Source organism: Undibacter mobilis (genome assembly GCF_003367195.1).
GTDB lineage: Bacteria > Pseudomonadota > Alphaproteobacteria > Rhizobiales > Xanthobacteraceae > Pseudolabrys > Pseudolabrys mobilis.
The window spans coordinates 203,399-217,620 of record NZ_QRGO01000003.1 but is presented as its reverse complement, the minus strand read 5'-3'; the positions used below and the strand labels follow the sequence as shown (position 1 = coordinate 217,620).

Here is a 14,222-nt window from a genome sequence, read left to right as displayed (position 1 = left end):
GATCACGCGGCTACTCCTCGGTGGCGCAGGATACTGCAATCAGGCGGTCAAGCCGACCCTCGGCTTCGCCGGAATCGATCGACTGGGCGGCGAGCGCGGCGCCTTCCTTAAGGTCCTTGGCCTTGCCGGCGACGATCAGCGCCGCCGCCGCATTGAGAATGGTGACGTCCCGGAACGGCCCCGGCTTGCCCTTGAGCACGTCGAGCAGGGCCTTGGCGTTGGTCTCGGCATCGCCGCCTTTCAGCGCTTCCGGCTTGGCCCGGGACAGGCCGGCATCTTCCGGAGTGATCTCAAAGGTGCGGATCTTGCCGCCCTTGAGTTCGGCAACAGTGGTCGAACCCGAGGTGGTGATCTCATCGAGACCGTCGGAGCCGTGCACGACCCAGATGCTCTCGGAGCCGAGATTATTGAGCACCTGCGCCATCGGCTCGACCCAGTGCTTGGAGAAAGTGCCGATCATCTGCCGTTTGACCGAGGCCGGGTTCGACAGCGGCCCGAGCAGATTGAAGATGGTGCGGGTGCCCAGTTCGACCCGCGTCGGGCCAACGTTCTTCATCGCCGGATGATGCGCCGGCGCGAACATGAAACCGATGCCGGCCTTGGCGATGCATCGGCCGACCTGGTCGGAGGTGAGGTCGATCTTGACGCCAAGCGCGCCCAGCACGTCGGCGGAGCCCGATTTCGACGACAGCGCACGGTTGCCATGCTTGGCGACCGGCACGCCGGCGCCGGCCAGCACGAAGGCCGCGCAGGTCGAGATGTTATAGGAGCCCGAGGCATCGCCGCCGGTGCCGACAATATCGACAGCATCGGCGGGCGCTTTCACGCCCAGCATCTTGGCGCGCATGGTCGTGACCGCACCCGTAATTTCGTCGACGGTTTCGCCGCGCACGCGCAGCGCCATCAGGAGCCCGCCCATCTGCGACGGCGTGGCTTCGCCGGACATCATGCGGTCGAAGGCGTTGGCAGCTTCGTCGCGGGAAAGACTCGCGCCGGTTGCGACCTTGGCAATCAGCGATTTGAATTCGTCGGCCACGGTCGTCTCCTCAACCCGCCAGATGCGCCGGCGCACGCGCACCGGCATTCGGCGATGCCGCGATCGAAACGCGGCCCTGTTTCTTGTTCCACGCGGCCGCCAACTCCAGAAAGTTCTGGAGCATCAGGTGGCCGTGTTCGGATGCGATGCTTTCCGGATGAAACTGCACGCCATGCAGCGGCAGCGTCTTGTGCGCCATGCCCATGACAAGGCCGTCGGCGGTCTGCGCGTTGACGCGCAGCTCGGCGGGCAGCGAGCCACGCTCGACGATGAGCGAGTGATAGCGCGTCGCCTTGAACGGCCCATTGATGCCTCGGAAAACGCCGGTGGCGTCGTGGCTGATCTCGGAGACCTTGCCGTGAACCATCTGCGGCGCGCGGATGACCTTGCCGCGGAACACCTGGCCCATGGCCTGGTGGCCGAGGCAGACGCCGAACATCGGAATGGTCGGCGAAGCCTTCTTGATGAGGTCGAGACAGATGCCGGCTTCGTTTGGCGTGCAGGGGCCGGGCGACAGCACGATGCCGTCCGGCGCCATCGCCATCACGTCATCGACGGCAATCTTGTCGTTGCGGTGAACGACGACGTCCGCCCCCAGCCCGCCCAGGTAATGGACGAGGTTGAAGGTGAAACTGTCGTAATTGTCGATCAGGACGATCATGTTTTCCAAGCCCGGCCAAGGTCTTAAAGGCTTGGGGAGGGAGGGGTCAAGGCGGGTGTCCGCACCGTCCGGGTTCGCGGCCTGACCGCCGCGCCCCGGAATGACGGACAGTTAGGCCTTATGGATCGGATCGATCCAAGCCACGTTTTCCGGCTTTTCGACCGGTTCGATGTCGAGATTGACCACCACCGCCTCGTTGTCGGAGCGGACCAGAACGCATTCCAGCACCTCGTCCGGGCTGGCGTTGATTTCCTGATGCGGCACGAAAGGCGGCACGTAGATGAAATCGCCCGGACCGGCCTCGGCGGTGAATTCGAGGTTCTCGCCCCACCGCATGCGCGCCTTGCCGCGAATGACGTAGATCACGCTTTCGAGCTCGCCGTGATGATGCGCGCCGGTCTTGGCATTCGGGTGGATATGGACCGTGCCGGCCCAAAGCTTCTGCGCGCCGACGCGCGCCGCGTTGATGGCGGCCTTGCGGTCCATGCCGGGCGTCGACGCGGTGTTCGGATCGAGCGAATTGCCCGGGACGACGCGAACGCCATCGTGCTTCCACTTCGGCTCATGGGAATGATCGTGATCTGTCATGGTCGTCTCTCCCGGCCGCTGGCCGCCTGTCGGAAAATGATGGCCTGGTTCTATACCGGATTACAATACGAACAGGCCGAGGCCTTCGACAACGTCGCGCTTGGTAGCTTCGGTCCGGCTGCGCGCCTTTGCCGTGCCGTTGCGGATCACGTCGAGAACATAGGCCGGCTCTTTCGCGAGTTGCGCCCGTCGCTCCCGGATCGGCGCGATCAGCGCCTGCAGGATGTCTTCGAGGCGGCGCTTGATCTTGCTGTCGCCTAATCCGCCTCGCCGATACTGCGCTTTCAAGTGTTCCAGCGTGGCGCGATCCTCGTCGAAAGCATCCAGATAGGTGAAGACGACATTGCCTTCCACCTGTCCGGGGTCTTCGACCCGAAGATGTTGAGGGTCGGTGAACATTGCCTTCACCGCTGCCGCGATCTCATCCGGCGAGGCCGAAAGTGCGATGGCGTTGCCGGTCGATTTCGACATTTTCGCTTTTCCGTCCACGCCTGGCAGCCGGCCTACTGGCGGAATGACGGCTTGCGCTTCCGGCAGGAGGGTCCGTCCGGCGGTCGCGTTGATGCGGCGCACGATTTCGTTGGTCTGTTCGATCAGCGGCGCCTGATCCTCGCCGACGGGCACGACAGTCGCCTTGAACGCGGTAATGTCCGCCGCCTGCGCCGCCGGATAGCACAGGAAGCCCGCGGGGATATCGCGGCCGAAGCCGCGGCTGCGGATCTCATCCTTGATCGTGGGGTTCCGCTCCAGCCGGGCAACGGTGACGAAGTTCAGGTAGAGCATCGACAGCTCGGCTAGCGCCGGCAGATGGGATTGCAGGCAGATCGTGGTCTTGGCCGGATCAATGCCGACGGCAAGGTAATCCAGCGTCACTTCGATCAAGCTGTGCCGCACCTTGTCGGGATCGTGAGCATTGTCGGTCAGGGCCTGCATGTCGGCGAGCAGTAGGAATTGTTCGTGGCTGTCTTGAAACCGCAGGCGATTGCGCAACGATCCGGCATAGTGGCCGATGTGCAGCGGGCCGGTGGTGCGGTCGCCTGTCAGAACGACGGGTTTGGTCATGGGTGTCCTCGTGAGATGAAGAGGACGCCGCAGAGGGGATCATCAAAACAAAAGGCCGCCCTTGCGGCGGCCCCAGATGCATGAAACGTCCGGCCGCCCTGTCAGCAGGCCGGCCACCAAAGCTTGGCGATGATCGTCGTACGGTTCATGGCAAGCTCCCTAGTCCACATGGGGATACGGGTCAATACATGGCGTCAGGCAGATGCTGTGCAGCCGGCGCTGTTACTGTCCGCGTTTGGCGGCGCTGGCAAAGCGCCGGGCTTCTTCAGCGGCGCGGAACAGTGCCTTCGCCTTGTTGACGCATTCCTGCTGTTCGGAAGCCGGATTGGAATCGGCGACGATGCCGGCGCCGGCCTGCACATACATCGTGCCGTCCTTTACCAAAGCGGTGCGCAGCACGATACAAGTGTCCATCTCGCCGGCCGCCGAGAAGTAACCGACGCAGCCGGCATAGAGGCCGCGTTTGTCTTTCTCGAGTTCGTCGATGATTTCCATCGCCCGCACTTTCGGTGCGCCGGAAGTGGTGCCGGCCGGAAAGCCGGCGGCGAGCGCATCGAGGGCATCGTATTTCGGATCGAGCTTGCCTTCGACGTTCGAGACGATGTGCATGACGTGGCTGTAGCGCTCGACGAAGAACTTGTCGGTCACCTTCACCGAACCGATCGACGAGACGCGGCCGACATCGTTGCGGCCGAGGTCGAGCAGCATCAGATGCTCGGCGCATTCTTTCGGATCGGCGAGCAATTCGGTCTCGTAAGCCTTGTCCTCGTGCGGCGTGAGCCCGCGCGGTCTTGTACCGGCGATCGGGCGGATGGTGACGACGTCGTTCGACACCTTGACCAGAATTTCGGGGCTCGAGCCCGAGACGGCGAAGCTGCCGAAATCAAGGAAGTACAGATAAGGCGAGGGATTGGTGCGGCGAAGCGCACGATAAAGCGAGAACGGCGGCAGCTTGAAGGGTGCCTCGAAGCGCTGTGCCAGCACGACCTGGAACGCATCGCCGGCGGCGATGTACTCCTTGGCCTTCTTCACCATCGTTTCGTATTCGGCGGGCGTGGTGTTCGATACCGGCGCCACGTCGAGCGGCCCGTCGTCGAATTCGGCGAGCGCCTTGTCGAGCGGACGGTCGAGCGCATCGACCACCGAGGACAAACGTTCGGCCGCACGCGTCAGCGCCACTTTGGCATCGACGCCTTTCTCAGGCCGCACCGGCGTCACGACCGTGATCGAGTCTTTCACCGCGTCGAATACGACGACGATGGTTGGCCGCACCATGATGGCGTCGGGAATGCCGATCGGATCGGGCTTCACCGCCGGCAGTTCTTCGATCAGGCGCACCGTGTCGTAGCCGAGATAGCCGAACACGCCCGCGGCCATGGATGGCAACGCTTCGGGCAGATCGATACGGCTCTCGGCAATCAGCGCACGGAGCGCCGCCAGCGGCTGCTCGGGGCAGGGCGCGAAGGCGTCCGGTTTGTTGCGCGCCGCGCGGTTGATTTCGGCCCTGATACCATTGGCGCGCCAGATGACATCGGGCTCAATGCCAATGATCGAGTGGCGGCCGCGCACGGCGCCGCCTTCGACGGACTCGAGCAGGAAGCTCATCGGCTTGCCGCCGCCGACCTTGAGGAACGCCGAAACCGGCGTCTCCAGATCGGCGACAAGGGTGGTCCACACCACCTGAGGCTCGCCGCGGTCGTAACGTTCCGCGAAGGCGATTTCGGATGGTTCAATCTGCATCGCGGATCGCCGCGGTTACTGGTTGGTCTGTCCGCCGACGACCTGGTTGACCGCCTGCTGGTTGATCTTCACGCCGAGATCGGCTTCGAGGCGGGCGAGGTACTGACCGATGACATCGTCCGCGTAAGACGACTGCAGGTTCGCCTTGAGTTGATCGGGGCTGGCGGCCTGCGGGTCGATCGGCGGAACGCTCACCTCGGTGACGCGGAAGACGTAGCGGCGATCGCCAGCGTCGCTGTCGGCAACACCGAACGCGTCCTTGGCGATCTTGAACGCTGCATCCGACACCGACGCGGGCAGACCACCGGCGGCCTTGCCGCGCTGCAGGCCGAACACCGTTTCGACCTGAAGGCCGTTTTCGCTCGCGAGCTGCGCGAGCGGCATACCGCCCTTGACCTTGCCGAGCATGTCGTCGGCGGTCGTCTGCAGGCGCTTGGCCAGTTCTTCAGCGCGCCAGCGCGCCGTCACCTGATCCTTGACCTCGTCGAGCGTGCGCTCGCGCGAGCGCGTGATGGCGGCGACGTCGTAATAGAGATAGCCGCCGTCGGGCAGTTGCAGGGCCTCGCTGTCGACGCCGATATCGCTGCCGAACACCGCGCCGATCACATCGGGCGAGCGCGGAATGGCGGCGACCGGGGTGCCGTCCATCGCGCGCCCGGAGCGATCGACGGCCTCGATTTCGGTCGCTTTCAGGTTCAGCTTCTTGGCGGTTTCGGCGAGCGTCGCGCCGCCGGCGCGCTCGTCCTCGATCTTGTCACGCAGATCGTTGATCTCGTTGCGCACGCGCTGTTCGGCAAGCTGCTGCTTGATCTGCGGCGCGACCTCCTCAAAGGTCTTCTGCGAGCCCGGCTCGATCTTGCCGACACTGACCAGGACGGTGCCGAACGTGCCCTTGATCGGCGCGCTGACCTGACCGGACGGCAGCGCGAAGGCCGCATCCGCAACCGCCGCATCGATAATGTCGCGCTTCGTCACCAGGCCGAGATTGGTATCGGCGGGATTGAGGCCACGCTCCTTGACGATGTCGTCGAAGGTCGCGCCCTTCTTGATCTTCTCTTCCGCGGCCGCTGCGTCTTCGGCCTTCGGGAACACGATCTGGCGGACCTCACGTTTCTCCGCCACGCCGAAGCTGTCCTTGCGCTGGTCGTAGACGGCCTTGGCGTCGGCATCCGAAATGGCGTCCGGCTTGGCAAGCTCGGCAGGCGTCAGCGACACCAGAGTCACCTTGCGATACTCCGGCGCGCGGAACTGGACTTTGCGGGCGTCGAAATACTTGGTCAGCTCCTCATCGCTTGGCTGCGGAATATTGCCGGCCTGCGCCGCGCCGAGCACGACGTATTCGATCGAGCGGCGTTCGTTCTGGTAGCGGTTGACGGCATCGAGCATGGATTGCGGCACCGGCAATTCGCCGCTGACGCTCTGCGCGATCTGACGGCGCAGCAGCACGTTGCGCTGCTCGGCGACGTAACGCTGTTCGCTGAAGCCGGCATTGCGGATGATCTGTTCGAAGCGGCCGCGGTCGAACTGGCCGTTGAGCCCCTTGAAGTTCGGATCGGTCATGACACGCTCGGCGATAGACTTGTCCGACAGGCCGAGGCGGAGCGAACGCGCTTCTTCGTCGAGCGCGCTTTCCGCCAGCATCTGGCCGAGGAAGCGCTGATCGAGGCCGAGACCGCGCGCCTGGTCCGGCGTGATCGGGCGGCGCAGTTGCTGGCCAAGCTGCTGCAGCTTGTCGGTGTAGAACTGCCGGAACTGCTCGATCGAAATATCGGTGCCGCCGATCTTGGCGACCGAATTGGCGCCGAAACCACGGAAAATGTCGCCGATGCCCCAGATTGCAAAGGACAGGATCAGGAAGCCCATGATGACGCCCATCACGGCTTTGCCGAGCCAGGTGGACGAGGCTTTATGAATTCCGCGCAGCATGGGCGTTCCGTGTCTGTCCTGAAGATCGGGGAAAATAACGGTCGGGCCCTTATAGGGAGGGGGCCAACTCCTTGCAACGCCACGGAGAACAAGCGCCGACGTGACGTGCGTCGCAAGGACACTATGGCGCAGGCAGGCCACCTTTGCTAACCGCAGATGGAATTTCGGGCGGAAACAGGGTGATAGCCAATGGCGTCGGGACAAATTCGGCCGCTGGTCGCGGGCAACTGGAAGATGAATGGCATGAAGGCCTCTGCCGCCGAGTTCGGCAAGATCATGGCAGGCGCGGGCGACCTGTGGCCGAAGACCGATCTCATGATCTGTCCGCCGGCAACGCTTGCCGTGACGTTTGCTGCGGTTGCCGTCGGCTCGAAAGTCGAGATCGGCGGTCAGGATTGCCACGCCAAGCCATCAGGCGCGCATACCGGTGACATCTCGGCGGAGATGCTGGCGGATGCCGGCTGCAAAGCGGTGATTGTCGGCCACTCCGAGCGTCGCGCCGATCACAAGGAAAGCAACGCCGACGTCAAAGCCAAGGCCGAAGCCGCCTGGCGTGCCGGTCTGACCGCCATTGTCTGCGTCGGCGAACAGCGCGCCGAGCGCGAAAGCGGCAAGACGCTCGATGTGGTCGGCGGACAACTCGCCGGTTCGCTGCCGGATGGTGCGACGGTGGCCAATCTGGTCGTGGCCTATGAGCCCGTCTGGGCCATTGGCACCGGGCTGACGCCGACGCCGGCGGACGTCGCAGAGGTTCATGCCTTCATTCGCAAGACGCTCGTTGGACGCTTCGGGGCGGCCGGAGCGGGCGTCCGTATCTTGTATGGCGGCTCCGTAAAGCCCTCCAATGCCAAGGAACTGCTGACCATTACCGACGTCAACGGCGCCCTGGTCGGCGGGGCGAGCCTCAAGGCCACGGATTTCCTCGGAATCGCCGAGGTTTACCGCTAGACAGGGCAAATCTGGCGCGGCGGGCCGGACGGGTGGAAATCGCCGGCGCGATCGTGTAGAGACCGCCGCGAATTCCTATATAGCGGGCTGAACGCGCCGGAATTGGCAGCCTGGCCTGCCGGCTTCAACGAATTTTGCGAACGGACGTTTTGAGATGCAGCACGTCATCATTGTCATTCACCTGATGCTGGTTCTCGCCCTGATCGGCGTGGTGCTGCTTCAGCGCTCCGAAGGCGGCGGACTCGGCATTGGCGGCGGTGGCGGCGGCAACTTCATGTCGAGCCGCGGCACCACCAACGTTCTGACGCGGACGACCGCGATCCTCGCTGGCCTGTTCTTTGCCACCAGCCTGATCCTCTCGATCCTGGCCGGCATGAACCGGGCGCCGACCTCCATCCTTCAGGGCAGCACGCCGGCTCCGGCCAGCGCACCCGGTTCGGCGCCGCCGCTTGGCGGCAGCGGTGGAGGCCTGCTCAATCAGCTCGGAGGCGGCCAGCCGGCGACACCGTCGGGCCCGCAGGTCCCGCAATCGAAATAGCAGCCAGAAGGGCCGGAACTTCCGGCCCTTTCACTTTGGGGACTGTCAGAGAGATCCGGAGGCGCCGATCGTCCGGCCGCGCCCCGAAACGGCATGAAAGAATCGATGCAAGCGCTTTGGAATTCACCGCTTTTTCACGCTACGCACAGGCGCGGGGCAGGCAATCGCTTTTCGCTCTCCCCGAATCGATTCGCGGCCTCTAGAGGTTAGGCCCCATGGCGCGGTACATCTTCATCACCGGCGGCGTGGTCTCCTCCCTCGGCAAAGGTCTCGCATCGGCGGCGCTCGGCGCGGTCCTGCAGGCGCGGGGCTACAAGGTCCGCCTTCGCAAGCTCGATCCCTACCTCAACGTCGATCCCGGCACGATGTCGCCGTATCAGCACGGCGAGGTCTTCGTCACCGACGACGGCGCGGAGACCGATCTCGATCTCGGCCACTATGAGCGTTTCACCGGCAATCCGGCGACGCGGCAGGACAACATCACCACCGGCCGCATCTACCAGGACATCCTGACCAAGGAACGCAAAGGCGACTATCTCGGCGCCACCATTCAGGTCGTTCCGCATGTCACCAACGCCATCAAGGACTTCATCCGCGACGGCAATGACGGCTACGATTTCGTGCTGGTCGAGGTCGGCGGCACCGTTGGCGACATCGAGGGCCTGCCGTTCTTCGAGGCGATCCGCCAGTTCGGCAACGACGTGCCGCGCGGCCACGCCATCTACATTCACCTGACGCTGCTGCCCTACATTCCGAGTGCGGGGGAACTCAAGACCAAACCGACGCAGCACTCGGTGAAAGAGCTACGCTCGATCGGCATCCAGCCCGACATTCTGCTCTGCCGCACCGACCGGCCGATTCCGGAAAGCGAACGGCGCAAGCTGGCGCTGTTCTGCAACGTGCGCGAAAGCGCCGTGATCGAAGCGCGCGACGTCGACAACATCTACGCCGTGCCGGAAGCCTATTCGGCCGAGGGGCTCGACCGCGAAGTGCTGGCGGCTTTCGGCATCGAGGACAAGGGCGCGCCGTCGCTGGCGCGCTGGCACGAGATCAACGAACGCGTCCGCAATCCGGAAGGCGAGGTCACCATCGCCATTGTCGGCAAATACACCGGCATGAAGGACGCCTACAAATCGCTCAACGAAGCGCTCACCCATGGCGGCATCGCCAACAAGGTGAAGGTCAATCTGGAGTGGATCGAGTCCGACGTGTTCGAACACGAGGACCCGGCGCCGTTCCTCGAGCAGGTCAACGGCATCCTGGTGCCGGGCGGCTTCGGTCAGCGCGGCGCCGAGGGCAAGATCAAGGCGGCGCAGTTCGCGCGCGAGCGTCATGTGCCGTATTTCGGCATCTGCTTCGGCATGCAGATGGCCTGTATCGAGGCAGCACGAAATCTATGCGGCATTGCGGACGCCAACTCGACCGAGTTCGGCCCGACGAACGAACCGGTCGTCGGCCTGATGACCGAATGGCTCAAGGGCAATGCGCTGGAAAAGCGCGGCGCTCATGGCGATCTTGGCGGCACGATGAGGCTTGGCGCCTATCAGGCATCGCTGGTGCGCGGTAGCCGCGTTGCGGAGATCTACGGCACGACGGATATCTCCGAGCGTCACCGCCATCGCTACGAGGTCAACACGGCCTACAAAGGCCGTCTCGAACAGCGCGGCCTGCGTTTTTCCGGCATGTCGCCCGACGGCGTTCTGCCCGAGATCGTGGAATACGACGACCATCCGTGGTTCATCGGCGTGCAGTTCCATCCCGAACTGAAATCGCGGCCGTTCGAACCGCACCCGCTGTTCTCATCGTTCATCGGCGCGGCGGTCGATCAAAGCCGGCTGGTTTGATCGGCGAGGACGGCCGCTTGCTGCCAAATCAAGGGGAGAGGCGTCCGTGATTTATGAGCTTCGCATTTATCGCTGCATTCCAGGCCGACTGCCGGCGCTGCTCAAACGCTTCGAAGACGCAACATTGCGTATCTGGGACAAGCACGGCATCAGGCCGCACGGCTTCTGGACCACGTTGATTGGCGAATCCAACATGGAGCTGACCTACATGCTCAAGTGGGATTCGCTCGCCGACCGCGAGAAGCGGTGGGATGCTTTCATGGCGGATCCGGAATGGATCAAGGCGCGCGCCGACTCCGAGAAGGACGGTCTGATCGTTGCCAACATTACCAGCAGCTTCCTGCAGCCGACGGCGTTCTCACCGGCGAAGTGATAATGCCGCGCGGACTTGATCATATCGTCCACGCCGTGCGCGACCTTGACGCGGCGGCGGTACGCTATCGCGAGCTCGGCTTTACAGTGGGACAGCGCAACCGGCATCCTTGGGGCACGCACAACCACATCATCCAGTTTCCCGGCTTCTTCATTGAACTCATCACGCTGGCCGAACCGGACAAGCTGAGCGACGATATCTTTTCGGCAAACTTCGGCATCTATAATCGCGACTTTACGGCGCGGCACGAAGCCCTATCGATGCTGGTTCTCGAGTCGACAGATTCGGCGGGCGACGTTGCTGCCTTCGAGACGGCCGGCATTGCCGCCTCAGGCTCGACGCGGTTCGATCGGGAAGGCAAGCGTCCCGATGGCACGGCCGTGCATGTCGCGTTCTCTCTGGCTTTTGCCAAGGACAAGACCGCGCCCGAGATCGGCTTCTTCACCTGCCAGCAGCACTATCCGGAGAACTTCTGGAACCCGGCATTTCAGAAACACGACAATGGTGTCACCGGCATTGCTGCAGTCGTCATTGTCGCTGACGAACCGGCGCGTCACCGCGATTTTCTCACGGCCTTCACCGGCGCCCTCAACGTCACGGCGGAGGGCGAAGGCTATAGGCTTGGCCTGCCGCGTGGCGCCATCGAGGTCATGACTCCGGACGCCTATGCAGTTCGATACGGTCTCGATTCGCCGGACACCGCCGGTGGGCCGCGGCTGGCCGCAATGCGGTTCGTTGGGACCTTGCCACGGTCGCCGGTTACGGCCCTCGGCGCGGGGCTTATATTCGGCCGATAGCGATTGACCGGACAGGCCTGCCGCCGCATGGTCCACCGCACATCAGGACGTAACGCCTTGAACCAGAGCCTTTTGCCCAATGCCGTGGTGACTGTCGGTGCGGTGCGCTTCGGCAATGACCTGCCGCTCGCACTGATTGCGGGGCCGTGTCAGCTTGAGAGCCGCGCCCACGCGCTGGAGATGGCGTCGGCCCTGAAGGAGATTGCGGCCAAGGCCGGTGTCGGTCTCGTGTTCAAGACCTCGTTCGACAAGGCCAACCGCACCTCGGCATCGGCTGCGCGTGGTGTTGGCCTCGAGGCGGCGCTGCCGGTCTTCGCTGAGATTCGCGAAAGCCTGAAACTGCCGGTACTGACCGATGTTCATGACGCCGATCAATGCGCCATTGCCGCACAGGCGGTTGATATCCTGCAGATACCCGCCTTCCTGTGCCGCCAGACCGATCTGCTGATCGCCGCGGCCCGGACCGGCCGCGTCGTAAACGTCAAGAAAGGCCAGTTTTTGGCGCCGTGGGACATGAAGAACGTCGTCGCCAAGCTGACCGGTGCAGGCAACGCCAATGTGCTGCTCACCGAGCGCGGCGCTTCCTTCGGTTACAACACCCTTGTCTCCGACATGCGTTCGCTGCCGATCATGCAGCGCACCGGCGCACCGGTGATTTTCGATGCCACGCATTCGGTGCAGCAGCCGGGCGGGCAGGGCACGTCGTCCGGTGGCGAGCGCGAGTTCGTGCCGGTGCTGGCACGCGCCGCGGTTGCGGTCGGCGTCGCCGGCGTCTTCATTGAAACGCATCAGGACCCGGACCGCGCCCCGTCGGATGGACCCAATATGGTGCCGCTCAAGGACATGGCCGCGTTGCTGACCGGCCTTGTTGCCTTCGATCGTCTGGCGAAGGCGGGCAAGCCGGCGTAACGCCAGAATTTTTGCGAAAGCACGATGAACCCAGTCCTTACCGTCCTTGCCTTCATCGTCTTCGCCAGTTCGATGTTCGCGCGCGCAATCGATCCGATCGTGCCGCAGATCGCGGACGGGCTGGGCACCGATGCCGCTACCGCTGCGCTGTTGTCGACCGCCTATGCGCTGCCGTTCGCGATCGTTCAGCCGGTGCTCGGCGCGCTCGCCGACATGTTCAACAAGACCAAGCTGATCCTCATCTGTCTGGCCATTGTCGCGGTTGCCACGGTCGCTGGTGCGCTGGTGACCAGCTTCCCGCTGATGATGGCGAGCCGCGTATTGGCCGGCATCGGCGGCGGCGGCCTGGTGCCGATCGCCTTCGCCGTTCTTGGCGATCTGGTTCCTGTGAAGGACCGGCAGGTAGCAATGGGCCGGCTGTTGTTCGCGATCATGTCCGGCAATCTTCTCGGCGCCACCGCCTCGGGGGCCATTGGCGATCTGTTCGGCTGGCGTGCGGTGTTCACCGTCATGGCGGTGCTGGGATTCACCGTTCTTGTCGCCTCCACCTTCGGCCTGCGTGGTGTCGGCCAGCGCGGCGGCGGCTTTAGTCTGTCGGCGATGCACTCCGGCTATCGTTCGATCTTCGCTAATCCGCTGGCGAAGTTCTGTTTCGGCGCCGTCTTCGTCGAAGGCGCGCTGATGTATGGCGTGTTTCCCCATCTTGCGACGCTGTTTCACGACATGGGCGAAACCCGCGCCTCGATCCCCGGTATTGTCATCGGCGGCTTTGCCATTGGCGGCGTGATCTACAGTTTACGGGTCGGCTGGCTGCTGCGGGTTTTCGGCGAGACCTGGATGATGCGTCTCGGCGGCCTGATGATGGGCCTCACCATTGCCTTCATCTCGCTGCGCGCGCCGTGGCAGGCTGACGTGCTGGACTTTGTCGTGCTCGGACTCGCCTTCTATCTGCTTCACGGCGTCATACAGATCTACGCCAGCGAACTGGCGCCGGCCGCGCGTGGCTCTGCCATGGCGCTGCATTCGTTCTTCTATTTCCTGGGCCAGGCGGCAGGGCCGGCGATCTATAATCTCGGCTTTCATAACGCGGGCGTTACGCCGACGCTGATCGGCGGCGGTATTGTGCTGGTCGTCAATGGGCTCGTGGCCGCGCATTTCCTGCGTCGGCCGGCCGCCAAGGTCTAGCGGCTCAGAAATTTGTTAGCCGCGGCCGCGATAGGGCGCGACGCCCTGATCTGGCACCCAGACGCCGGACGGCAATTTGCCCGTCTGCCAGAACACATCGATCGGCATGCCGCCGCGCGGATAGAAATAACCGCCGATGCGCAGCCAGCGCGGCGCAAGTAACGTCTTCAGCCGCTTGCCGATGCTGACCGTGCAGTCCTCGTGAAACGAGCCGACGTTGCGGAAGCTGTTGAGGTACAGCTTGAGCGATTTGGATTCCACCAGCCATTTGTTCGGCACGTAGTCGATGACCAGGATCGCGAAATCCGGCTGGCCGGTCACCGGGCAGATCGAGGTGAATTCCGGCATCGTGAAGCGGGCAAGGTAGTTCGTGTCCGCATGCGGATTGGGGACACGGTCGAGCCGCGCCGCCTCCGGGGAGGCAGGCAGTGCGACGGGGTGCCCGAGTTGCAGGCTCTTGGTCGATCGTTTCGCTTTGGCCATAGGCTGTCATTGCCGGGACACGATTGGGCGGTCAAGGGGACGGCCGCCCGCCGCCCTCGGTGAGGCCCCTTTGCCGCCGCGCGGTCATCCTGTAGAAGCGCGCCAAAATTCCACCGTCCCAAGACCGGAACC

At 63.8% G+C, this 14,222-nt stretch carries 14 protein-coding genes; 7 read left to right on the top strand and 7 right to left on the bottom strand.

Translation table 11 applies throughout. The features are described from left to right. Window positions 1-10: 10 nt before the first annotated feature. The 6 genes from trpD to DXH78_RS18465 form a co-directional block, all read right to left on the bottom strand. The gene (trpD, locus tag DXH78_RS18490; protein WP_430727508.1) at window positions 11-1,036 is read right to left on the bottom strand and encodes an anthranilate phosphoribosyltransferase; all 1,026 of its coding nucleotides are present in this window, start codon (window positions 1,034-1,036) and stop codon (window positions 11-13) included. 10 nt (window positions 1,037-1,046) lie between these two features. Then, window positions 1,047-1,697 carry an anthranilate synthase component II gene (locus DXH78_RS18485; RefSeq protein ID WP_115518736.1) on the bottom strand — a complete coding sequence of 217 codons (651 nt, stop codon included), beginning with the start codon at window positions 1,695-1,697 and terminating at the stop codon, window positions 1,047-1,049. Window positions 1,698-1,808: 111 nt separating this feature from the next. Then, on the bottom strand, window positions 1,809-2,285 hold the full coding sequence (locus tag DXH78_RS18480; RefSeq protein ID WP_115518735.1) for a cupin domain-containing protein: 477 nt from the start codon (window positions 2,283-2,285) through the stop codon (window positions 1,809-1,811). Window positions 2,286-2,345: 60 nt separating this feature from the next. Further along, window positions 2,346-3,347 carry a tryptophan--tRNA ligase gene (gene trpS, locus DXH78_RS18475; RefSeq protein ID WP_115518734.1) on the bottom strand — a complete coding sequence of 334 codons (1,002 nt, stop codon included), beginning with the start codon at window positions 3,345-3,347 and terminating at the stop codon, window positions 2,346-2,348. Window positions 3,348-3,569: 222 nt separating this feature from the next. Continuing rightward, the gene (gene trpE / locus DXH78_RS18470; protein ID WP_115518733.1) at window positions 3,570-5,087 is read right to left on the bottom strand and encodes an anthranilate synthase component I; all 1,518 of its coding nucleotides are present in this window, start codon (window positions 5,085-5,087) and stop codon (window positions 3,570-3,572) included. 15 nt (window positions 5,088-5,102) lie between these two features. Further along, entirely contained in the window at window positions 5,103-7,013 is a 1,911-nt protein-coding gene (locus DXH78_RS18465; RefSeq protein WP_115518732.1) for a SurA N-terminal domain-containing protein, read from the bottom strand. Between the two features lie 189 nt (window positions 7,014-7,202). On the opposite strand from DXH78_RS18465, the gene tpiA reads away from it, so the two are divergent. The 7 genes from tpiA to DXH78_RS18430 all read left to right on the top strand — a co-directional run bounded on the left by tpiA (window position 7,203) and on the right by DXH78_RS18430 (window position 13,607). Further along, the gene (gene tpiA, locus DXH78_RS18460; RefSeq protein WP_115518731.1) at window positions 7,203-7,961 is read left to right on the top strand and encodes a triose-phosphate isomerase; all 759 of its coding nucleotides are present in this window, start codon (window positions 7,203-7,205) and stop codon (window positions 7,959-7,961) included. 154 nt (window positions 7,962-8,115) lie between these two features. Further along, window positions 8,116-8,499: a preprotein translocase subunit SecG gene (secG, locus tag DXH78_RS18455; RefSeq protein ID WP_115518730.1), complete on the top strand. Its 384-nt coding sequence runs from the start codon at window positions 8,116-8,118 to the stop codon at window positions 8,497-8,499. Between the two features lie 215 nt (window positions 8,500-8,714). Then, window positions 8,715-10,343: a CTP synthase gene (pyrG, locus tag DXH78_RS18450; RefSeq protein WP_115518729.1), complete on the top strand. Its 1,629-nt coding sequence runs from the start codon at window positions 8,715-8,717 to the stop codon at window positions 10,341-10,343. A 46-nt stretch (window positions 10,344-10,389) separates the two neighbouring features. Next, window positions 10,390-10,716, top strand: coding sequence for an NIPSNAP family protein (locus DXH78_RS18445; RefSeq protein WP_115518728.1), 327 nt, complete (start codon window positions 10,390-10,392; stop codon window positions 10,714-10,716). Between the two features lie 2 nt (window positions 10,717-10,718). Next, the gene (locus tag DXH78_RS18440; RefSeq protein WP_115518727.1) at window positions 10,719-11,513 is read left to right on the top strand and encodes a VOC family protein; all 795 of its coding nucleotides are present in this window, start codon (window positions 10,719-10,721) and stop codon (window positions 11,511-11,513) included. Between the two features lie 57 nt (window positions 11,514-11,570). Beyond that, complete coding sequence (kdsA, locus tag DXH78_RS18435) at window positions 11,571-12,422, top strand: 3-deoxy-8-phosphooctulonate synthase (protein ID WP_245416943.1); 852 nt, start codon at window positions 11,571-11,573, stop codon at window positions 12,420-12,422. Between the two features lie 24 nt (window positions 12,423-12,446). Continuing rightward, window positions 12,447-13,607: an MFS transporter gene (locus DXH78_RS18430; RefSeq protein ID WP_115518725.1), complete on the top strand. Its 1,161-nt coding sequence runs from the start codon at window positions 12,447-12,449 to the stop codon at window positions 13,605-13,607. A gap of 15 nt (window positions 13,608-13,622) precedes the next feature. Here DXH78_RS18430 and queF read toward each other — a convergent pair whose 3' ends face one another. After that, window positions 13,623-14,090, bottom strand: coding sequence for a preQ(1) synthase (gene queF, locus DXH78_RS18425; RefSeq protein WP_115518724.1), 468 nt, complete (start codon window positions 14,088-14,090; stop codon window positions 13,623-13,625). Window positions 14,091-14,222 lie beyond the last annotated feature (132 nt).